Source organism: Pseudomonas paralactis (assembly GCF_001439735.1).
Classification (GTDB): domain Bacteria; phylum Pseudomonadota; class Gammaproteobacteria; order Pseudomonadales; family Pseudomonadaceae; genus Aquipseudomonas; species Aquipseudomonas paralactis.
In genome coordinates this window covers 143,401-165,834 of the sequence record NZ_JYLN01000005.1, presented here as the reverse complement: position 1 = coordinate 165,834, position 22,434 = coordinate 143,401, and the positions used below count along the sequence as shown (strand labels likewise).

Sequence of the window (22,434 nt, the reverse complement as noted above, 5' to 3'; positions counted from 1 at the left end):
TCGCCCGACATTTTTGCCCGGAACTTACTTCCAGCCAATGTCGTCATCTATTCGTAAATCCATTTCTTCAGACGCATTGACCCGCCTGGCTCAAGCCGTGGCGGTGGCCGTTTCCGCAACTCTGGCGGGCTGCCAATCGACTAATTACGCTGCACAATCCACCGTGCAACCCAAACCCAATCTTGCTGCCAAGATTAAGCAAAAACCTATTTGGCTATCAGAGAAGCCCAGCCCCGAAGTGCCCCAGGATGTCTGGGAACGCATGCGTCGGGGCTTTCAATTGCAGGACGGTGTCGGCGTCAACCCACGCATTGAGCAACAGCGCTTGTGGTTCGCCAGCAACCCATCATTTCTGGAAAATGCCGGTGAGCGCGGCAGCCTCTACATTCATTACATCGTCGAACGCCTTGAAGAACGCAACATGCCTCTGGAGCTGGCCCTGCTGCCAGTGATTGAAAGTGCCTACAACCCGATGGCCTATTCGCGCAGCGATGCGGTCGGCTTGTGGCAGTTCATTCCCTCCACCGGGCGCTACTTCAACCTGCGCCAGACCCGCGCCTACGATGGCCGTCGGGACATTACCGCTTCCACCACCGCCGCCCTGGACTATCTGACGCGTCTGCATGACATGTTCAACGGCGACTGGCTGCTGGCTCTGGCGGCCTACAACGCCGGCGAAGGCACGGTCAGCCGGGCGATCGAGCGCAACGAAAAGCTCGGCCTGCCCACCGACTACTGGAACCTGCCCCTGCCCCAGGAAACTAAGGACTACGTGCCCAAGTTCCTGGCCTTGTCCCAGGTGGTTCTGGCGCCCGAGGCTTATGGCGTCAACCTGAACCCGATTGCCAACACACCGTATTTCGAAGTGGTTGAAGTCAAGCAAAGCATGGACCTCTCACGGGTTGCCGCGCTGGCCGAGATCGACGAAGACGAACTGTTCCAGCTCAACCCGGCCTTGAAACAACGTACCACCCTGGACGGCCCCCAGCATTTGCTGGTGCCGACCTCCAAGGCGCAGTTGCTCACCAGCACCCTTTCGACGATGAAGCCGGAAGAGTTGCTGAGTATGCGCCCAAAAAAGCCGGTGTTCGACGAAGTCGAGTCCAAGGCGGTTGCCGGGCGTACCCGCAGCTACAAAGTGCGCAGTGGCGACAACCTTACGCTGATCGCCAAAGCCAACAAGGTCGATGTGCATGACCTGCAGCGCTGGAACAAGCTCAACGGCCAGTCACTCAAGGTCGGCCAGACCCTGGTGATGCAGGACACCCGCAAGGCTGCCGCGAAAAAACCGGTGCAGTACAAGGTAAAAAAAGGCGACTCGTTGTACATGGTCGCCAAGCGTTTCAACGTTGAGATGCAACATCTCAAGCGTTGGAACCCGCGCACGGGCCAGGCGCTGAAGCCGGGGCAAATGCTAGTGGTGTCGGGGCCAAGATAAAGCCCTCAAGAACACCGGAGGCTAATGTGGGAGGGGGCTTGCTCCCGATAGCAGTGGGTCAGTCAGCCTATGTACTGGCTGACATGCCGCTATCGGGAGCAAGCCCCCTCCCACATTGGATCGCCATCGCCCTAACTGGCTTTTTCCAACCGGAACAAGCTGTTACTGTACCGATCATAAAGCCCAAGCCGCCTGGATCGGATCTCTGACTTGAAGCGTCCTCTCCTTCTACTAATAAGTCTGGCCTTGAGCTTTGCTGCGAACGCGACGATTACCGAAAGCCACGGTTACGCGCAGTTCGGCTCACTCAAGTACCCGGCCAAGTTCACCCATTACGATTGGGTAAACCCTGCAGCGCCCAAAGGCGGCACACTGCGGGTCATGGCCTTTGGCACGTTCGACACGCTCAACCCCTATACCTTCAAGGGCACCAGCCCGGTTTCTACCGGCAACTTCCTGCAATACGGCGTCAATGAGCTGAACGAACCCTTGATGGTCGGCACCGGCCAGTACGCGCCGTCAGGGGATGAGCCCACTTCCAGCTATGGCCTGATTGCCCAGTCAGTGGAATACAGCGAAGACCGCAGTTGGGTGGTGTTCAACCTGCGCCCCGAAGCGCGCTTTCACGACGGCAAGCCGATCACCGCCGCAGACGTGGCGTTTTCCTATCGCACCCTGCTGACCGAAGGCCACCCGCAATACCGTACCAACCTGCAGGAAGTGGCCAGGGTCGATATTCTCAACCGCCACCGCATCCGTTTTGTGTTCAAGCGCGCCGGCAATCCATTGCTGATCCTGCGCCTGGGCGAATTGCCGGTGCTGCCCCTGCACTACTGGAAGAACCGCGACTTCAAGGCCACCACCTTCGAGCCGCCGCTGGGCAGCGGGCCATACCGCATGACCAAAGTCACCCCGGGCCGGCAGTTGGTGTTTGAGCGGGTCAAGGATTACTGGGGCAAGGACCTGCCGGTCAACCGCGGCTTCTACAACTACGATAAGGTCGAGGTGGAGTTCTATCGCGACAGCGACGTGGCGTTTGAAGCCTTCAAGGCCGGTGAATTCGACATTTATATCGAGCATCAAGCCAAGAACTGGGCCACGGGTTACAACTTCCCGGCGGTCAATCGGGGCGATGTGATCAAGGCGCAGATTGCCCACCAGATCCCCACACAGAGCCAGGGTCTGTTCATGAATACCCGGCGGCCCGCCTTCAGCCAGGCCAAGGTCCGCGAAGCCCTGGGGTTGATGTTCGACTTCGAATGGACCAACCGTACCCTGTTCAGCAGCGCGTATAAGCGTTCGGTGAGCTATTACCCCAACAGTGAATTTTCGGCCACCGGCCTGCCAGTGGGCCATGAATGGTTGATGCTCTCACCCTACCGCGACCAACTGCCGGCCGCACTGTTTACCCAGCCGTTCAGCCTGCCGCAAACCGACGGTCGCGGCATCCCTCGCGAAACGCTGCGTCGCGCCCTGGCCCTGCTCGGCGAAGCCGGCTGGAAACTGTCGGGGCAACGCCTGCTCGACAAGGATGGGCAACCGCTGCGCCTGGAGATCCTGCTGGTCAATCCGAACCTTGAGCGCATCCTGCAACCTTATGTCGAAAATCTGACCCGTATCGGCATCGACGCCCGCTTGCGCACCGTCGACCGGGCACAGTACAAACAGCGCCTCGATCAATTCGATTTCGACATGATTCTGATGACCCTCAACCAGACCTTGAGCCCCGGTCTTGAGCAGTGGCAGTACTTTCACTCCAGCCAGGCCGCGATCAAGGGCAGCAAGAACTACGCCGGCATCGCCAGCCCGGTGGTCGACCACCTGCTGGATCAACTACTGGCGGCGCAGACCCGCGAACAACAACTGGCCGCCGGCCGTGCCCTGGACCGCGTGCTGCTGTGGCAGCACTACAGCATTCCCAACTGGTACCTCAACTATCATCGCCTGGCGTACCGCAACCGGTTCGCCTTCGTTACCACGCCACCCTATAGCCTGGGCCTGAGTGCGTGGTGGCTGAAAGCTTCGGAGAAAGCCCAATGATGTCTTTGCGTACTACCCTGCTCGCCAGCCTGTTGCTGTGCACCGCGGCCCAAGCCGCCCCGCAACACGCGCTGACCCTCTACAACGAGCCGCCCAAGTACCCCGCCGACTTCAAGCATTTCGACTACGTCAACCCCGACGCTCCCAAAGGCGGCACCTTCCGCGAATCGGCCATGGGCGGCTTCGACAGCCTCAACCCCTACATCAGCAAGGGCGTGCCGGCGGATAACCTGCCCTTGATCTACGACACCCTGGCCATGCAAAGCCTGGATGAACCCATCACCGAATACGGGCTGGTGGCCGGCAAGATCGAAAAAGCCCCGGACAACAGCTGGGTACGTTTCTACCTGCGCCCCGAAGCGCGCTTCCACGATGGCCACCCGATGCGCGCCGAAGACGTGGTGTTTACCTTCCAGACCCTGATCAAGGACGGTAACCCGCTCTACCGCAACTACTACGCCGATGTCGACGAAGTGGTCGCCGAAGACCCGTTGCGTGTGTTGTTCAAGTTCAAACGCACCAACAACCGCGAACTGCCGCTGATCCTCGGGCAGTTGCCGGTGCTGCCCAAGCACTGGTGGGCGACTCGTGACTTCTCCAAGGGCAACCTGGAAGCGCCCCTGGGCAGCGGGCCGTACCAGGTGTCGGAGGTCAAGCCTGGACGCATGATTCGCTACGAGCGGGTCAAGGACTACTGGGCCAAGGACCTGCCGGTGAACAAGGGCTTCTACAATTTCGACACCCGCATCACTGATTACTACCGTGACAGCACGGTCTCCCTGGAAGCCCTGAAGGCCGGGCAGTTCGACTACTGGCTGGAATTCAGCGCAAAGAACTGGGCCAATGCCTACAACATCCCGGCGGTGACCCAGGGCCGACTGATCAAGGAAGAGATCCCCAACGGCAACCCCACCGGTATGCAGGGTTTTGTATTCAATATGCGCAAGCCGATGTTCCAGGATGTGCGGGTGCGCAAGGCGATCAGCCTGTTACTGGATTTCGAATGGAGCAACAAGCAGCTGTTCAATGGCGCGTACACACGGACTCGCAGCTATTTCGAAAATTCGGAAATGGCCGCCACCGGTCTACCCGGCCCGGACGAGCTGGCAATCCTTGAGCCGTTGCGCGACCAGATCCCGCCCGAAGTCTTCACCCAGGCTTTCGAACCTTCCAAAACCGATGGCAGCGGCATGATCCGCACCCAGCAGCGTGAGGCTTACCAGCTGTTGCAAGCGGCCGGCTGGAAGATTGTCGATGACAAGATGGTCGACAGCACCGGCAAACCGGTGACTATCGAATTCCTGCTGGCCCAGACCGAGTTCGAACGCATCCTGCTGCCGTTCAAGCGCAACCTGGCCGACCTGGGTATTGACCTGGTGATTCGCCGGGTGGATGTCTCGCAGTTCGTCAACCGCCTGCGCTCGCGGGACTTCGACATGCTGGTGGGCAGCTTCCCGCAGTCCACCTCGCCCGGTAACGAGCAGCGCGAATTCTGGAAATCGTCCAGCGCCGACAAGCCCGGCAGCCGCAACTACATGGGCCTCAAGGATCCGGCCGTCGACCAGTTGGTCGAAGAGCTGATCGATGCCGGCTCACGCCAAAGCCTGATTGCCCACGCCAGGGCACTCGATCGCGTACTCCAGTTTGGTTACTACGTGGTGCCCAATTGGCACATCAAGACTTTCCGCGTCGCGTACTGGGACCATTTGGGTCATCCCAAGGTCTCGCCACGCTACGACGTGGGCACGGCCACCTGGTGGGCCAAGCCTGACGTCAAACCGGCGGTATCCCTGGACACGACGCAAAACGCCGATGCGGCGAGCGGAGGCGATTAAATGCTGGCCTATATTGTTCGCCGCCTGTTGCTGATCATCCCCACGCTGTTCGGGATTTTGCTGATCAACTTCGTGATCATCCAGGCCGCCCCCGGCGGGCCGGTGGAGCAGATGATCGCCAAGCTGGAAGGCTTCGAGGGTGCCACCAGCCGCATTGCCGGGGGCGGAGCCGAAGTTGCGGTGGCCGGTTCCAGCTACCGCGGGGCTCAGGGCCTGGACCCGGCCCTGATCAAGGAAATCGAAAAGATGTACGGCTTCGACAAGTCGGCGCCGGAACGCTTGTGGATCATGGTCAAGAACTACGCCCGGCTGGATTTCGGCGACAGCTTTTTCCGTGACGCCAAGGTCATCGACCTGATCAAGGAAAAGATGCCGGTGTCCATCTCCCTCGGGTTATGGAGCACCCTGATCATGTACCTGGTGTCGATCCCGTTGGGGATCGCCAAGGCCACGCGACACGGCAGTCACTTCGATGTGTGGACCAGCTCGGCCATCATCGTCGGCTATGCGATTCCGGCATTCCTGTTTGCGATCCTGCTGATCGTGGTGTTTGCCGGCGGCAGTTACCTGGACTGGTTCCCCCTGCGCGGGCTGACCTCCAACAACTTCGATGAGTTGAGCACCGGCGGCAAGATCCTCGATTACTTCTGGCACTTGGCCTTGCCCGTCACCGCACTGGTGATCGGTAACTTCGCGACCATGACCCTGCTGACCAAAAACAGCTTTCTCGACGAGATCAACAAGCAATACGTGGTCACCGCCAAGGCCAAAGGGCTGACCAACCACCGCGTGCTTTACGGCCACGTGTTTCGCAATGCGATGCTGCTGGTGATCGCCGGCTTCCCTTCCGCCTTCATCGGTATCTTCTTTACCGGCTCGTTGCTGGTGGAAGTGATCTTCTCCCTCGACGGCCTGGGCCTGATGAGCTTTGAAGCAGCCATCAACCGCGACTACCCGGTGGTATTCGGCACGCTGTTTATCTTCACCCTGCTGGGGCTGATCGTAAAACTGATCGGTGACCTCACCTATACCCTGGTCGATCCGCGTATCGACTTCGCCAGCCGGGAGCATTGAGATGAATTTGTCCCCCCTCAATCGCCGCCGGTTCGAGCGGTTCAAGGCCAACAAACGTGGCTGGTGGTCGCTGTGGCTGTTCCTGATCCTGTTCGGGCTGAGCCTGGGCGCAGAGCTGATCGCCAACGACAAACCCCTGGCCGTGCATTACGACGGCGACTGGTATTTCCCGGCGCTCAAGCGCTACCCGGAGACCACCTTCGGCGGCGAATTCCCCCTGGAGGCCAACTACAAGAGCCCGTACATCCAGGAGCTGCTCAAGGCCAAGGACGCCTGGACCTTGTGGGCACCGATCCCGTTCAGCTACCAGAGCATCAACTACGACCTGAAGGTGCCCGCCCCCGCGCCCCCTTCAAGCGTTAACCTGCTGGGCACCGATGACCAGGGCCGAGACGTGCTGGCGCGGGTGATCTACGGTTTTCGGGTGTCGGTGCTGTTTGCCCTGACCCTGACCGTGCTCAGCTCGATCATCGGCGTGATTGCCGGCGCGTTGCAGGGGTTCTATGGCGGCTGGGTCGACCTGGCCGGGCAGCGCTTTCTGGAGATCTGGTCAGGGCTGCCGGTGCTCTACCTGCTGATCATCCTCGCCAGCTTCGTGCAACCCAACTTCTGGTGGCTGTTGGGGATCATGCTGCTGTTTTCCTGGATGAGCCTGGTGGATGTGGTGCGCGCCGAGTTCCTGCGTGGGCGCAACCTTGAATACGTGCGTGCAGCGCGGGCGCTGGGTATGCAGAACGGCGCGATCATGTTCCGCCATATCCTGCCCAATGCGATGGTCTCGACCATGACCTTTTTGCCGTTCATCCTCACCGGCGCCATCGGCACCCTCACCGCCCTGGATTTCCTTGGCTTTGGCCTGCCGGCGGGCTCGCCGTCGCTGGGTGAACTGGTGGCCCAGGGCAAATCCAACCTGCAAGCGCCGTGGCTGGGCATGAGTGCCTTTGCGGTGCTGGCGATCATGTTGAGCCTGCTGGTGTTTATCGGCGAGTCCGCTCGCGATGCGTTCGACCCGAGGAAATGAGATGAATCCGGACAATCTGATCGAAATCCGCGACCTCAGTGTCGAGTTCGTCACCGGTGAACATCACCACCGCGTGGTCAACCAGGTGAGTTTTGACATCAAGCGGGGTGAAACCCTGGCACTGGTCGGCGAAAGCGGCTCCGGAAAATCGGTGACGGCCCACTCGATTCTGCGGCTGCTGCCCTACCCGTTGGCGCGGCACCCGTCCGGCACTATCGAATACGCCGGGCAAGACCTGCTGACCCTTAAAGAAAAGACCCTGCGGCATATTCGCGGCAACCGCATTGCGATGATCTTCCAGGAGCCGATGACGTCCTTGAACCCGCTGCACTCGATCGAAAAACAGATCAATGAAGTGCTCGGGCTGCATAAGGGCCTGACCGGCAAGGTCGCCACCCGGCGCACCCTGGAATTGCTGGAGCTGGTGGGTATCCCCGAACCGCACAAACGCCTCAAGGCGCTGCCCCACGAATTGTCCGGCGGCCAGCGCCAGCGTGTGATGATCGCCATGGCCTTGGCCAATGAGCCGGAGTTGCTGATCGCCGATGAGCCGACCACGGCGCTGGACGTTACCGTGCAGTTGAAGATCCTGGAATTGCTCAAGGAGCTGCAGGCGCGGCTGGGCATGGCGCTGTTGCTGATCAGCCACGACCTCAATCTGGTGCGACGCATCGCCCATCGCGTGTGCGTGATGCAGCAAGGTTGCATCGTGGAGCAGGCCGAGTGCGAGACACTGTTCCAGTCGCCCCAGCATCCCTATACCCAGGAATTATTGGCGGCGGAGCCCAGCGGCGGCCCGGCCGGCAACGAGGTCGGGCCACCGCTGCTGGAAGTGGATGACCTGAAAGTCTGGTTCCCGATCAAGAAGGGCTTTTTGCGCAACACCGTGGATTACGTCAAGGCGGTGGACGGCATCAACTTCAGCCTGCCCCAGGGGCAGACGCTTGGCATCGTCGGTGAAAGCGGCTCGGGCAAGTCCACCCTGGGCCTGGCGATTTTGCGCCTGATCGGCAGCAAGGGCGGGATTCGCTTCGAGGGCCAGCAACTGGACAGGCTTACCCAGCAACAGGTGCGCCCGTTGCGCCGGGAAATGCAGGTGGTGTTCCAGGACCCGTTCGGCAGCTTGAGCCCACGCATGTGTGTCAGCGAAATCGTCGGCGAGGGCTTGCGTATCCACAAGATGGGCACGCCTGACGAGCAGGAAGCAGCGATTATCGCGGCGCTCAAGGAGGTGGGTCTGGACCCCGACTCCCGCCACCGCTACCCCCACGAATTCTCCGGTGGCCAACGTCAACGCATCGCCATCGCCCGCGCCCTGGTGCTCAAGCCGCGCCTGATCCTACTGGACGAACCCACCTCGGCCCTGGACCGCACGGTACAACGCCAGGTGGTTGAATTGCTGCGCGGGTTGCAGGCCAAGTACAACCTGACCTACCTGTTTATCAGCCATGACCTGGCGGTAGTGAAGGCGCTCAGTCACCAACTGATGGTGGTCAAGCAAGGGCAGGTGGTGGAGCAAGGCGATGCGAAGGCCATTTTTGCCGACCCACAACATGCCTACACTCGCCAGTTGCTCAAGGCCGCCTTTTTGGTACCGGCCTGACGTCACATTGAGGCTGACGCCACTGGCGGTGTGTGTAAAGATCAGCCCTCGATCTCTCAAGGGATGGAACCACCGCCATGTCGCTGAACACCCCTGCCCGCCCCGCTCAGGCGCCTTGTTTCTGGCGCGACGAACGCTTGCCGTTTATCGAGGCGCGCACCATTGCCGACGGACGCAGGGTTACCTACACCCGGCACGCCCACGAGCACTTTTCCATCGGCGCGATTACCTGCGGGCGCAGTTATTACCACTACGGCACACAGACGTTCGAGATCAGCGCAGGCACCGTGGTGCTGATGAACCCCGGCGACGTACATGCCTGTAACCCTATCCGCAATGAGCACTGGTCCTACCATATGCTCTACCTCGATACCCCCTGGCTGACCGACCTGCAGCACCAGTTGGGTTTCAGCACCGACCAGGGTTACCGCCCGTTCAACACCCCACATACCCGGGACACCTCGCTGTACAGCGGCTTATTGGCGTTGTACCGACTGCTGGTGGATAAGCAGGCCGAACTGCTACACAAACAGAGCGCGCTGGTAGGTTACTTCAGCGAAGTTCAGCAGCGCTTGAACCCGTCGCTTACGCCGGTACGGGAGGTCAATCACAAGCTGGAGCGCGCTGCGGATTTCATCCGTGAACACTGCACCGAGGCGTTGAAACTGGAGGATATTTGCCTGGCGGCCGAGCTGTCGCCGTCTTACCTGATTCGCGCGTTCAAGCAATATTACGGGCTGACACCCCATGCCTTCCTGGTCAATCACCGTATCCAGTTCGCCCGCGCTCGATTGCGCGACGGCGAACTGATTGCCGATGTCGCCCTGGCCGCAGGCTTTGCCGACCAGGCGCACTTCCAGCGCACGTTCAAACAACACTTTGCCGCCACGCCCGGACAGTACCGCGAGAACCTCAAGCCATCAGCAAATAACCCACACTGGCCACCAGCAACCCGGCCATGGAGCGGTTAAACAGGCGCACGCCCTGCGGGTTGTTCAAGTAGCGACGCAAAAACGTCCCGGCGTACGCCCAGCACGCCACCGACAGGTAGCAAATCACCAGGTAAAGCGCCGCAAACAGCCACACTTGCCTGGCATCGCCATCGGCCACGAACAAGCCCATGCCCGCGACACAGGCCAGCCAGGCTTTGGGGTTGAGCCATTGCATGATCGCACCGTACAGCATCGACGGCGCGCTAGCTGCACCTTCGGCGTCCAGGCGACCGTCATCCCTCGCCAGTTTCCAAGCCATGTACAACAGGAAAGCCACCCCGCCCCACTGGATCAGCTGGGTCAGTATTGGCCAGCGCACCAGTACTTCATGCAGCCCCAGGCCGATCAATACCAGCAGTAACGTGAAGCCGACTGCCGCGCCGAACACATGTTTCTGACTGGCGGCAAAGCCAAAACGTGCGCCGCTGCTCAAGGCGACCACATTGACCGGTCCCGGGGTGATGGAGGTGGCCAGGGCGAAAGCGGCCATGGAAATGATCAAGCTCATTGCAGTCCCTCTTGTTATGCCAAATAAAGATGACTGCACGGTAAAGGCTGAAACACCGCGGATATTGAAGAAAATGCCCCTGGGTGAACATTTGTGGTGATCTGTAAAGACGTACTTCCAGGCCCCCTAACTCGGTTAAGCAACACCAACGCAGGCTACGACCCGCGCCTGCTCTTGCTCTTGCTCTGCTCTTGCTCTTGCTCTGCTTTTGATCTTGATCTTAGGCGCCCCGTCAAACCACGCTGGCCGTAATCCGACAGGGATTTGGGGGGTAAACCGGCAGGGATGCCGGTTTAGCCGCCCCGCGCCATGGATGGCGCGTGGCGGCGGCCCCCCAAATCCATGGCGGATTACGGGCACACCGAGCCTAGGCGAGGTGCCGAGTGGTGGGGCAAGAGCCCTTTGGTTACTTTGGGGCTCTTTTCCAAAGTGACCCGCTGTAAAAGCGGAACCCATAGCAGCCATTACCCAAATAACGGATATATACTCGGTCTAATCCAACATCCTGGTCGGCTATCAGGCCGCCATCGGGGGCAAGCCCCCTCCCACATTCAAACCCCTCCCACAGTAGAGTCGCGGGTGTATCAGTTAAATAGTCGGCCGCTGCCGGCCTTCACGGGAGCAAGCTCCCTCGCCACAGGTCCCGCGTCGCGCCGGGCGCTAGACCTTTGGCTGCAGCAGCAAAGCGACCAGTGCACTCCACCCCGTCTGGTGCGACGCGCCCAACCCTCGCCCGGTCTCGCCATGAAAGTACTCATGAAACAACAACAGATCGCGGCTGGCCGGGTCCGCCTCCAACTGCGCATACCCCGCCATGGATGGCCGCAGGCCATTTTCATCGCGCAGCAATAGCCCAGTCAGACGCTGGCTGAGGCTGTCGGCCACTTCTTCAAGGGACGCCAGATAACCGCTGCCTGTGGGGTATTCCACAGAAAAATTATCCGCGTAGTAGCGGTGAAACTCGCGCAGCGACTCGATCAGCATGTAGTTCACCGGCATCCACAGCGGCCCGCGCCAATTGGAGTTGCCGCCGTACAGGCGTGAGTCGGATTCGCCGGGCTGGTAACGGGCGCACAGGGTGTCGCCATTCATCTTCAGCGCCAGGGGTTGCTCGGCAAAGGCCTTGGACAAGGCGCGCACACCGAAGGCCGACAAAAACTCCTGGTCGTCCAACATGCGGCGCAGCAAATCCTTGGTACGCTCGCCACGCAGCAGCGCCAGCAACAAGCGATTGCCCTGCCCTGGTTCGTTCCAGCGCGAGACCAGTTTGGCCAGGTCAGGCCGGTGATGCATAAACCCCAGCAAACGCTCGCGCAGGCCTTCCAAGCCCTCATGTTCGCGCTGTTCCAGCACCAGCACGGCGAACAGCGGCATCAGGCCAACGATAGAACGCAGGCGCACCGGTTCGCTCTGGCCGTCGGGACGGTGCAGCACGTCATAGAAGAACAGGTCCTGCTCATCCCACAAGCCTTCGGCGCTGTCATCGACGCGGTTGATCGCGCCGGCGATATACAGGAAGTGCTCGAAAAACTTCACCGCAATGTCCACGTACACGGCGTTGCGCTTGGCCAGCTCCAGTCCGATACGCATCAGGTCCATGGCATAGGCCGCGACCCAGGCAGTGCCATCGGCCTGGTCCAACTGATAGCCCGGCGGCAGCGTGGCCGAGCGGTCGAACAGGGCGATATTGTCCAGGCCCAGAAAGCCACCCTGGAACAGGTTGCGGCCTTCGGCGTCCTTGCGGTTGACCCACCAGGAAAAATTCAGCAGCAGCTTGTGGAAGATCCGCTCCAGAAAGTCCATATCGCCCACGCCGGTTAGCGCCTTATCCTGCTGATACACCCGCCAGCTGGCCCATGCATGTACCGGCGGGTTGGCGTCGTCAAAGCGCCATTCGTAGGCCGGCAACTGGCCGTTGGGGTGCATGAAGCGGTCTTTCACCAGCAGCAGCAACTGCTGCTTGGCGTAACCGGGATCGATCAGCGCGATGGCCACCGCCTGGAAGCCTTGGTCCCAGGAGGCATACCACGGGTATTCCCAGGTGTCGGGCATGGACAGGATGTCGAAGTTGGACAAATGCCGCCAATGGCTATTGCGCGCGTGCAGACGCTCGGGCGGCGGCGCAGGCTGAGCCGGGTCGCCGTCGAGCCACTGATTGACGTCGAAATAGTACAACTGCTTGGACCACAGCAAGCCGGCCAGGGCCTGGCGCTGCACATTGCGCGCATCGTCGTCGGTGATGCCTTGTTGCAGGGCCGCGTAGAAGTCATCGGCCTCCTGACGGCGCTGTTCAAACAGCTTGCGGGCATTGACCTGGGGCGCGCCCACTGGGGCAAAGCGCACATACAGGATTTTGCTTTCCAGGCCCGCCAGTTCAAGCATGAACCGCGCCGCCACCTTGGTGCCCGAATCCCGGCGGATCGCCGACTCCACACCCGCTACCACGTAATCGTTGATGCCATCCTTGAACGGCCCCGGCGCCGGTTGCCCGCCCAATTTTCGAACATTTGTCTCGTTTTCGCAGAACAACCATTGCAGTCCATCCTGGCCCCAGGCGCTGAGCTGGCGATCGTCAAGCTCATGATGACGGGCCAGCACGCGGTCGCCGTCCAGCGTCAATCTGGGTTTGGGCGCATCAAAGGTCCAGCTCCAGTCATTGCGCGCCCACAGCTGGGGCAGCACCTGCAGACGTGTCGATTGGTCCGAGCGGTTGTGCACGGTCACACGCATGAACATATCGTCGGGCTGGTGCTTGGCGTACTCAACGCTGATGTCGCAGTAACGGTTGTCTTCAAACACGCCGGTATCGAGGATTTCATACTCGGTGTCGTCCAGCCCACGGCTAGCGTTTTCAGCGATCAGGTCGGCATAGGGAAAGGCGGCATGGGGGTATTTGTAGAGCATGCGCATGTAGGCATGGCTCGGTACGCCATCGACGAAAAAGTACAGTTCCTTGACGTCTTCACCGTGGTTGCCTTCGGCGTTATTGAGGCCGAACAGGCGCTCCTTGAGGATCGCATCACGCTCATTCCACAGCGCCAGGCCCAGGCACCAGCGTTGCGCCTTGTCGCTGAAACCGGCCAGGCCATCCTCGCCCCAGCGATAGGCGCGGCTGCGCGCCTGCTCATGGGGGAAGGACGCCCAGGCGTCGCCATCGGCGCTGTAGTCTTCGCGCACGGTGCCCCACTGGCGTTCGCTCAAGTACGGGCCCCATTCACGCCAACGCTCGGCATCTTGCGTCGCCAGGCGCTGGCCTTCAATCGTGTCAAGCAGGCGGGTTGCGGGTACGGCCGTCATAGGGTTCTCCATCACCTACACAGTGAGGCGCAGTGTAGAACCCAATGGCGCCCGGTTGCACATGAAGACTTGGAAGAGGCGGGTTTTGCTCCTGTTCATGGCAGCTCATTCATTTGCAGAATGAAGTCCAGAGGAATCTTCGTTTGCAAGCCGGCCTGCGCCTCAACAAAATCGGGGAAAGGTCACTTTCCTCGCCACAGCCATCAGGAATTTTTCTATGCACGCCAACGCACATGTCAGCCCCGATGAGATCCGCAAGGGCTTTTCCAAGGCCATGTCCGACATGTACCGCGATGAAGTGCCGCTGTACGGCGCGCTGCTCGAACTAGTGGCCCACACCAATGCACGCGTACTCGGCAGCCAACCCGAGCTGGTGCAGCAGTTGCAGCGCACCGGAGAAATCCAGCGCCTGGACATGGAGCGCCATGGCGCCATCCGCCTGGGCACTGCCGCAGAACTGGCAACCATCAGCCGCCTGTTCGCGGTCATGGGTATGCAACCGGTGGGCTACTACGACCTCACCCCCGCGGGCGTGCCGGTGCATTCCACCGCCTTTCGCGCCGTGCATGAACACGCGCTGCAAACCAGCCCGTTTCGGGTGTTCACTTCACTGCTGCGCCTGGAGCTGATCGAAAACCTGGAGCTGCGAGCCTTTGCCGAAAGTGCTCTGGCCAAGCGCTCGATCTTCACCCCCGGCGCACTGGCGCTGATCGAGCAGGCAGAAACACAGGGCGGCTTGAATGCCAGCGACGCCCAGGCTTTTATCCGCGAGGCCCTGGAGACGTTCCGCTGGCATAACACCGCCACCGTCACAGGGGCGCAATACGAGCAGCTGAGCAATCAGCACCGCCTGATCGCCGATGTGGTCGCCTTCAGGGGCCCGCACATCAACCACCTCACGCCACGCACCCTGGACATCGACCAGGTACAGGCCGCCATGCCCGGCAAAGGCATTACGCCCAAAGCCGTGATCGAAGGCCCACCGCGGCGCCAGTGCCCGATCCTGCTGCGCCAGACCAGCTTCAAAGCGCTCGACGAACCTATCGCCTTCAGCGACGCCCAGGGTAGCCACAGCGCACGCTTTGGCGAAATCGAACAACGCGGCGTAGCGCTCACGCCCAGAGGCCGCGCCCTGTATGACCAACTGCTGAACGCCGCCCGCGATGAGCTGGGCGCGTTCCCCAATGAGGCCAACGCTGAGCGTTATGTGCAGTTGATGGAACAACACTTCCAGGTGTTTCCCGACAACCATGCGCAGATGCGCGAACAGGGCCTGGCTTACTTTCGCTACTTCGTGACCGACCATGGCCTGGCCGCACGCGGCCACGCGGATCAGCCGCGCACGCTGGAGGCACTGGTCAGCGCCGGTCACGTCGCGATCGAGCCATTGGTGTATGAGGATTTTCTGCCGGTAAGTGCGGCGGGGATCTTCCAGTCAAACCTGGGGGACGCAGCGCAGAGTCGCTACGCGGCCAATGCCAATCAGGCTGAATTCGAACAGGCGCTGGGCCGCAAGACGATTGATGAATTGCAGCTCTATGGCCAGACGCAGCAGCGTTCTATCGATGAATGCATGGCAACACTGCTGCCATAAAGAGGATGCCCACCCGGCTCAGCAGCACAATCCTTGCGCCGCAACAGTCCCCAGAGCCGGGTGGACGGGGCGCATCATAAAGACACAGCCCTGCGATGTCGCGCATACAAATCTGAACAAATATTGCCGTTTGCACCTAGCCCAATCGCCCGGCGATCTCGTCCTTGATCAGCAGCCGTTTCTTCTTCAGGTTTTCCACTTCCTCATCGCTGGCACTGGCTTTTTCCGCTTTTAGTACATTCGCGTCGGCGTCGTCATATTGAGTGAGCAGCGAATCCAGCCGTTTGTCCTCCGCCCTGCGCTTGTGAACGTCTTCCTTGCTGACACCCAAGTCCTGATACAGGTCGTGTTTCACTGGCATGGCGTACCTCCACAGATTGATCAATGGTCTACGCCCTTGAAGCTAGCCCATTCCAATGGGTCTTGTCATGTTTGAGGTCAATACAGCCCCGTTCGTCGCGCTGCATCCGATGGGATCAAACCTTTGCCGTGCCCTGCCCTCCACTGTAGATCGCCACCCGAGGGAGACAGGTTTCATGAATCACGCCGCCACTGCTGCCGACACTCAATGCATCAACACCCTGCGCACCCTGGCCATGGACGCCGTGCAGAAGGCCAATTCGGGGCATCCGGGCACCCCCATGGGCCTGGCGCCGGTGGGGTATACGCTGTGGAGTCGCTTCCTGCGTTATCACCCTGAACATCCCGACTGGCCTAACCGTGACCGTTTTGTGTTGTCCGTGGGTCATGCGTCGATGTTGCTGTATTCGCTGTTGCACCTGGCCGGTGTGGTGGAAATTGACGCGCACGGCCAGCGCTCCGGCCAGCCGGCCATCAGCCTCGACGATATCAAGCAGTTCCGGCAGATGGGCTCCAAGACCCCAGGCCACCCCGAGTACCGTATGACCACCGGCGTGGAAACCACCACCGGCCCGCTCGGCCAGGGCTGCGCCAACAGCGTGGGCATGGCCATGGCCCAGCGTTGGCTGGCCGAGCGCTTTAACCGCGACGACCAGGTGCTGTTCGACTATGACGTCTACACCCTGTGCGGTGACGGCGACATGATGGAAGGCATCAGCAGCGAAGCGGCCTCCATGGCCGGGCACTTGAAGCTGGATAACCTGTGCTGGATCTACGACAACAACACCATCAGCATTGAGGGCCACACCGAACTGGCGTTCAGCGAAGATGTGATCAAGCGCTTCCAGGCCTACGGCTGGCACACCCAGCACGTCACCGACGCCAATGACTTGCAGGCGTTGAGCGTGGCGCTGGAAACCTTCAAGGCCAACACCGGCGCGCCGACCCTGATCGTGGTCGACAGCGTGATTGGCTATGGTTCGCCGCATAAGCACAACACCGCTGCCGCCCATGGCGAGCCATTGGGCGAAGACGAGATTCGCCTGACCAAGGCTGCTTATGGCTGGCCGCAGGATTCGAGTTTTCTGGTGCCCGACGAGGCCCGCAGCGTCCTGCGCGATGCCCTCTACGAGCGCGCTGAACCGCTGTACGCCGAATGGAACCAGACCCTGGCAACCCTCGACCCGCCACGCGCCGATGAACTGCACCGGATGCGCGCCGGGGAAATGCCCGAGCAATGGCAGGCGCATCTGCCCAGCTTTGCCGCCGATGCCAAGGGCGTTGCCAGCCGCGCCTCCGGCGGCGAGGTACTGAATGCCTTCGCCCAACAGATCCCCTGGTTACTGGGCGGCTCGGCGGATTTGTCGCCGTCGACCAAAACCAACCTGACCTTCGACGGTGCCGGGCGTTTCAGCGCCGATGACTACAGCGGGCGCAACCTGCACTTCGGCATCCGCGAGCACGCCATGGGTGCGATTGCCAATGGCATGGCGCTGTCCTATCTGCGTCCGTACACCTCGACCTTTCTGGTGTTCAGCGACTATATGAAACCGCCGATCCGCCTGGCGGCGATCATGGAACTACCGGTGATTTTCGTGTTTACCCATGACTCCATCGGCGTGGGTGAAGACGGGCCGACACACCAGCCGATCGAACACCTGACTCAACTGCGCGCCACGCCGGGGCTGTTGACCCTGCGCCCGGGCGACGCCAATGAAACCCTGGAGTTATGGAAGGTGGCCCTGGCGCAAACCCATCGGCCAAGCTGCGTGGTGCTGTCGCGCCAGGCGCTGCCGACCCTGGACCGCACCCGGTATGCGTGCGCCTCCGGTGCGGCCAAAGGTGCCTATGTGTTGGCTGGTGCGGATAAGCCTGAGGTCATACTGATCGCGACCGGCAGTGAGGTCAGCCTGGCGGTGGCTGCCTACGAGCAACTCAGGGGCGAAGGCGTGGCCGCGCAAGTGGTATCGATGCCGAGTTGGGAGCTGTTTGAAGACCAGGATCAAGCCTACCGCGACAGCGTCTTGCCGCCCGCGATAAAGGCCCGGGTCGTGCTAGAGCAAGCAGGCCCTCTGGGTTGGGATCGCTACGTCGGGCAAACCGGCGCCAAGGTGGTGATGAACAGCTTTGGCGCGTCGGCGCCGTTGGCCAAGTTGCAGGAAAAGTTCGGGTTTACCGTGGAGAATGTGGTGAAGCTGGCCAGGGAGCAGACCCAACTGAACAAACGCTGATCAACAGGTGGGATGGGGCGTGCCCTAATGCCTGTAGGAGCGAGCTTGCTCGCGAAAAACGCCAACGATAACGCGTGCTTCCTGAATAATCGCGGCGCCTATGGGCTTTTCGCGAGCGAGCTCGCTCCTACAACTGCCTGGCCTTGGCCCCTCCCACATTTGGCTATCAGGTTAGCGCTTGGGCCAGGTAAGTCGCGGTGCGACTGTTCTTGCTTTTGGCAACCTTGTGCGGCGTACCGCACACCACTACCTTCCCGCCCTGGTCCCCTGCCCCCGGCCCGATATCAATGACCCAGTCGCTCTGGGCCACCACACGCATCTCATGCTCGACCACAACCACGCTATGCCCCGCGTCTACCAGTTGATTCAACTGGTTGAGCAAGCGGTCGACATCCTTGGGGTGCAAGCCGGTGGTCGGCTCATCGAGTACATACAAGGTAGCGCCGCGGGCATTGCGTTGCAGTTCGGTGGCGAGCTTGATGCGTTGGGCTTCACCGCCGGACAGTTCGGTGGCGGGCTGACCAAGACGCAAATAGCCCAGGCCGATATCGCGCAGCACTTGCAATGAGCGCAGTACGCCAGCCTGCTCGGCAAAGACTTCCACTGCCTGCTCGACCGTCAGCCCCAGCACCTGCGCGATGTTCAAACCCTGCCATTTGATCGCCAGAGTTTCGGGGTTATAGCGCGCACCATGGCAGGTGGGGCATGGCGCATACACGCTGGGCATAAACAGCAGTTCAACACTGACAAAGCCTTCACCTTCGCAGTTCGGGCACCGGCCCTTGGCAACGTTGAAGGAAAATTGCCCGGCGTCATAACCGCGCTTCTTGGCTGCCGGCGTGGCGGCGAACAGCTTGCGCACATGGTCGAACAGCCCGGTGTAGGTCGCCAGGTTAGAACGCGGCGTGCGACCGATGGGTTTTTGGTCCACCTGCACCAGGCGGCGAATGTGTTCCAGCCCGGCACTGATGCGCCCGCCACTGGCTTGCGGTGCGGCGTCTTCCAGGCTGGGTTCGTCGTCGTTTTCCAGCACGCGCCCAAGCCCCGTGCCCACCAGCTCCAGCAACGCCTGGCTGACCAGGCTGGATTTACCCGAGCCGGAAATACCGGTTACCGCGGTAAAGCAGCCCAGCGGAAATTCCACCGTCAGGTCCTGGAGGTTATTACGCGTCACCCCGTCGAGCTTCAACCAAGCGCTGGGCTCGCGCCGCGCCACGTTGGCCGGGCGCTGTGGGGCAAACAGGTACTCACGGGTCTGTGACGCCTCGACAGCCTCCAACCCCGCAGGGGGCCCGCTGTACAGCACTTGCCCGCCGTGTTCCCCGGCCGCCGGGCCCACGTCGATCAACCAGTCGGCGCGGCGCATGGTTTCCAGGTCATGCTCCACCACAAACAATGAATTACCCGCGGCCTTCAAGCGCTCAAGCGCGCTGAACAACGCTTCGCCATCCGCCGGATGCAGGCCCGCCGAGGGCTCGTCCAGCACATAGATGACGCCGAACAACTGCGAGCCCAACTGGGTGGCCAGGCGCAAGCGCTGCAACTCTCCCGACGACAGGGTCGGCGTGCTGCGCTCCAGCGACAGATAGCCCAGGCCCAACTCGATCAAGGTGTTCACCCGTTCGAGCAAGTCCTGCGCAATGCGCTGGGCTGCCAGGCGTTTTTCCACCGACAACTTCATCTTGTCCTGCCCCGCCGCCACCGGCTGCAGCAACTCGGCCAATTGTGCCAGGGACAGTTGCGACAACTCACCGATATCCACCCCGGCAAACTTCACCGACAGTGCTGCCTGGGTGAGGCGCTTGCCGTGGCATAACGGGCAGGCACTGCCTTGCATGAACTGCGAGACGCGCTTTTTCATCAGCGCGCTTTGGGTGTGGGCGAAGGTGTGCAGGATATAGCGCCGGGCGCCGCTGAAGGTGCCCTGGTAGCTGGGTTCGAGCTTGCGCTTCAACGCATCGCGGGTCTGCTGCGGGGTGAAGCCGGCGTACACCGGCACGGTGGGGGTTTCTTCGGTGAACAGGATCCAGTCACGCTGTTTTTTCGGCAGCTCACGCCAAGGGACGTCGACGTCATAGCCCAGCGTCACAAGGATGTCGCGCAGGTTCTGGCCCTGCCATGCCAGCGGCCACGACGCCACCGCACGCTGGCGGATAGTCAAGGAGGGATCGGGCACCATCAGTGCTTCGGTCACTTCATACACGCGGCCCAAACCATGGCATTGCGGGCACGCGCCCTGAGGCAGGTTCGGGGAAAAATCCTCGGCATACAGCATGGCCTGCCCCGGCGGATAGCTGCCGGCGCGGGAATACAGCATACGGATCAGGCTGGACAGGGTAGTGACGCTGCCCACCGAGGAGCGCGCACTCGGCGTGCCGCGTTGCTGTTGCAGGGCCACCGCCGGCGGCAAGCCCTCAATGCTGTCCACATCCGGCACGCCTACCTGGTCGATCAAGCGCCGCGCATAGGGCGCCACCGATTCGAAATAGCGACGTTGCGCTTCGGCATACACGGTGGAAAACGCCAGGGACGATTTGCCGGAGCCGGACACACCGGTAAACACCACCAGGGCATCGCGGGGAATATCGACGTCGACGTTACGCAGGTTATGTTCACGGGCGCCACGCACCCTGACAAAGCCCGATTGCTGGGCGCTAACCGCAGGGATGTTGCGCTGTGATGTCATGGGCAACCTTGTCTTGCGCTGAGCACCCTGCGCACGCGTTGAGTCAGGGCATCAGGACTGTAGGGTTTGCTCAGCAGGTGGATGTCGGCGCTGAGCAAATGATTGGAGGACAGAATGTCGCGGGTGTGGCCGGAGGTGAACAGCACCGCCACCGGCGGGTTTTGCGCACGCGCCCAAGTGGCCAGGTCGGTGCTCTTGACCCGGCCTGGCATTACCACGTCGGTGAAGATCAGGTCCGGCGCCGCGCCGCGCTGCAACACCTGCATCGCGCGGTCGCCATCTTCGGCGGTCAGTACGGTATAGCCCGACTGCTGCAGCAACTCGACCACCGTCAGGCGCACGCCTTCATTGTCCTCGACCACCAGGATGGTTTCCTGGCCGCCTTGCAGGTCCACGTCACTGTCGTCGTCGAGGCATTCGGGCTCCAGGCTGTGGGGAAAATACATCTGTACCACTGAGCCCTTGCCCTCCTCGCTCCACATATCCACGTGCCCACCACTCTGGCGTACAAAACCAAACACCATGCTCAGCCCCAGGCCGGTGCCGTGGCCTTCGCGCTTGGTGGTGAAAAAGGGTTCGAAGGCGCGCTTGAGGGTCGCCTGGGACATGCCTACACCGGTATCGGACACCGCCAGGCGCACGTACTCGCCGGGCCTGATGCTTTTACCGACGCAATCGTTGGGGTTGAGGATGACGTTTTCCCCGGTGATGCGAATTACCCCCTCGCCCTGCATGGCATCCCGGGCGTTGATCGCCAGGTTAAGCAGCGCGTTTTCCAACTGGTTGCGGTCGACATTGATGCACCAGGAGTCCTGGGGCAGTTGCACGTCGATATGAATGGTTTCGCCCAGCGCCCGTTGCAGCAACTCGCCCAGACCGGCGTAGATGCGTTGCGGGTTGTACACCGCCGGTGATAACGGTTGGCGTCGGGCAAACGCCAGCAGTTGCGAGGACAGCTTGGCCCCACGCTCGACTGCGGCGATGGCCGCGGTGACGCGACGTTGCACCTGGCAATTGTCCGGTTCATGCCGGGCAAGCAAATGCAGATTGCCGGCGATCACTTGCAGCAGGTTATTGAAGTCATGGGCAACGCCCCCGGTGAGGCCGCCAATCGCCTCCAGCTTTTGTGACTGACGCAACTGGTCTTCGGCGGCAGAGCGCGCCTGCACCTCAGCGGCCACGCGTTGCTCCAGATTATGGGTGAGCTCCTGACGTACCCGCTCGGACTTCACCAGCTCGGTGGTTTCCACCACAATCGCCAGCACGCCGGCCGGCTCCTGATTATCACCGGCCACCGGGCTGTAATAGAGGTCCAGCCACACGCTTTCCGGCCGGCCGTGACGCGACAACACCAGTTCCTTGTTGTTGAACGACAAGGTCCCGCCCGCCAGGCATGTATCGACCACATGCCGATTGAATTCGGCCACCTCCGGCCAGCCCAGCTCCACCGGCGTGCCCAATAGGTAGGGATGGCGCCCGCCGGCAAATGCCGAATAGCTGTCGTTGTAGATCATGTACCCCGCCCGCCCCCACAACATCACCATCGGCACCGGTGAGGCGAGCATCATTTGCACGGTGCAAGCCAGGCTTGTGGACCACTGATCCAGAGGGCCAAGGTCGGTCGTTGACCAGTCAAACGTGCGAATCCGCTGAGCCATTTCGCCGGCCCAGCCTTCACAGCCGTGGGGGTTGGATAAAAATTGCATCATTAGGCTCTGTGCGCAGGAGTAGACAATCGCAAGTTTTGGAGCGCGC

14 protein-coding genes are annotated in these 22,434 nt (G+C 61.2%); 9 read left to right on the top strand and 5 right to left on the bottom strand.

What is annotated here, in order from left to right:
* The first annotated feature begins 37 nt into the window (after positions 1-37).
* The 7 genes from TX23_RS14890 (at position 38) to TX23_RS14860 (ending at position 9,982) form a co-directional block, all read left to right on the top strand.
* Positions 38-1,438 (top strand): transglycosylase SLT domain-containing protein, encoded by a 1,401-nt coding sequence (locus tag TX23_RS14890; RefSeq protein WP_057702834.1) that lies wholly within the window; start codon positions 38-40, stop codon positions 1,436-1,438.
* A gap of 210 nt (positions 1,439-1,648) precedes the next feature.
* Entirely contained in the window at positions 1,649-3,478 is a 1,830-nt protein-coding gene (locus TX23_RS14885; protein WP_057702832.1) for an extracellular solute-binding protein, read from the top strand.
* Positions 3,475-5,313: an extracellular solute-binding protein gene (locus TX23_RS14880; protein WP_057702830.1), complete on the top strand. Its 1,839-nt coding sequence runs from the start codon at positions 3,475-3,477 to the stop codon at positions 5,311-5,313. The genes TX23_RS14885 and TX23_RS14880 overlap by 4 nt, the downstream gene beginning before the upstream one ends.
* Positions 5,314-6,387 carry a microcin C ABC transporter permease YejB gene (locus TX23_RS14875; protein ID WP_057702828.1) on the top strand — a complete coding sequence of 358 codons (1,074 nt, stop codon included), beginning with the start codon at positions 5,314-5,316 and terminating at the stop codon, positions 6,385-6,387.
* A gap of 1 nt (position 6,388) precedes the next feature.
* The gene (locus TX23_RS14870; RefSeq protein WP_005788757.1) at positions 6,389-7,408 is read left to right on the top strand and encodes an ABC transporter permease; all 1,020 of its coding nucleotides are present in this window, start codon (positions 6,389-6,391) and stop codon (positions 7,406-7,408) included.
* Position 7,409: 1 nt separating this feature from the next.
* Positions 7,410-9,011, top strand: coding sequence for an ABC transporter ATP-binding protein (locus TX23_RS14865; protein ID WP_057702826.1), 1,602 nt, complete (start codon positions 7,410-7,412; stop codon positions 9,009-9,011).
* Positions 9,012-9,088: 77 nt separating this feature from the next.
* Positions 9,089-9,982, top strand: coding sequence for an AraC family transcriptional regulator (locus tag TX23_RS14860; protein WP_057702824.1), 894 nt, complete (start codon positions 9,089-9,091; stop codon positions 9,980-9,982).
* Here the strand turns inward: TX23_RS14860 and TX23_RS14855 are convergent.
* Both TX23_RS14855 and TX23_RS14850 read right to left on the bottom strand, forming a co-directional pair.
* Positions 9,924-10,511: a LysE family translocator gene (locus TX23_RS14855; protein ID WP_057702822.1), complete on the bottom strand. Its 588-nt coding sequence runs from the start codon at positions 10,509-10,511 to the stop codon at positions 9,924-9,926. The genes TX23_RS14860 and TX23_RS14855 overlap by 59 nt on opposite strands.
* A 660-nt stretch (positions 10,512-11,171) precedes the next feature.
* Complete coding sequence (locus TX23_RS14850; RefSeq protein WP_057702821.1) at positions 11,172-13,808, bottom strand: MGH1-like glycoside hydrolase domain-containing protein; 2,637 nt, start codon at positions 13,806-13,808, stop codon at positions 11,172-11,174.
* Positions 13,809-14,025: 217 nt separating this feature from the next.
* On the opposite strand from TX23_RS14850, the gene hglS reads away from it, so the two are divergent.
* Positions 14,026-15,402, top strand: a complete 1,377-nt coding sequence (gene hglS, locus TX23_RS14845; protein ID WP_057702819.1) for a 2-oxoadipate dioxygenase/decarboxylase HglS — start codon at positions 14,026-14,028, stop codon at positions 15,400-15,402.
* Between the two features lie 136 nt (positions 15,403-15,538).
* Here hglS and TX23_RS14840 read toward each other — a convergent pair whose 3' ends face one another.
* Positions 15,539-15,763 carry a YdcH family protein gene (locus TX23_RS14840; RefSeq protein WP_057702817.1) on the bottom strand — a complete coding sequence of 75 codons (225 nt, stop codon included), beginning with the start codon at positions 15,761-15,763 and terminating at the stop codon, positions 15,539-15,541.
* Between the two features lie 175 nt (positions 15,764-15,938).
* Here TX23_RS14840 and tkt point away from each other — a divergent pair, with 175 nt between their 5' ends.
* A complete protein-coding gene (gene tkt, locus TX23_RS14835) occupies positions 15,939-17,993 on the top strand; it encodes a transketolase (RefSeq protein WP_057702815.1) in 2,055 nt (684 codons plus the stop codon).
* A 166-nt stretch (positions 17,994-18,159) separates the two neighbouring features.
* On the opposite strand, the gene uvrA is transcribed toward tkt, so the two are convergent.
* Both uvrA and TX23_RS14825 read right to left on the bottom strand, forming a co-directional pair.
* Complete coding sequence (gene uvrA, locus TX23_RS14830; protein WP_057702814.1) at positions 18,160-20,679, bottom strand: excinuclease ABC subunit UvrA; 2,520 nt, start codon at positions 20,677-20,679, stop codon at positions 18,160-18,162.
* Positions 20,676-22,385, bottom strand: coding sequence for an ATP-binding protein (locus tag TX23_RS14825; RefSeq protein ID WP_057702812.1), 1,710 nt, complete (start codon positions 22,383-22,385; stop codon positions 20,676-20,678). Before TX23_RS14825 ends, uvrA begins: the two co-directional genes overlap by 4 nt.
* Between the last annotated feature and the right edge of the window lie 49 nt (positions 22,386-22,434).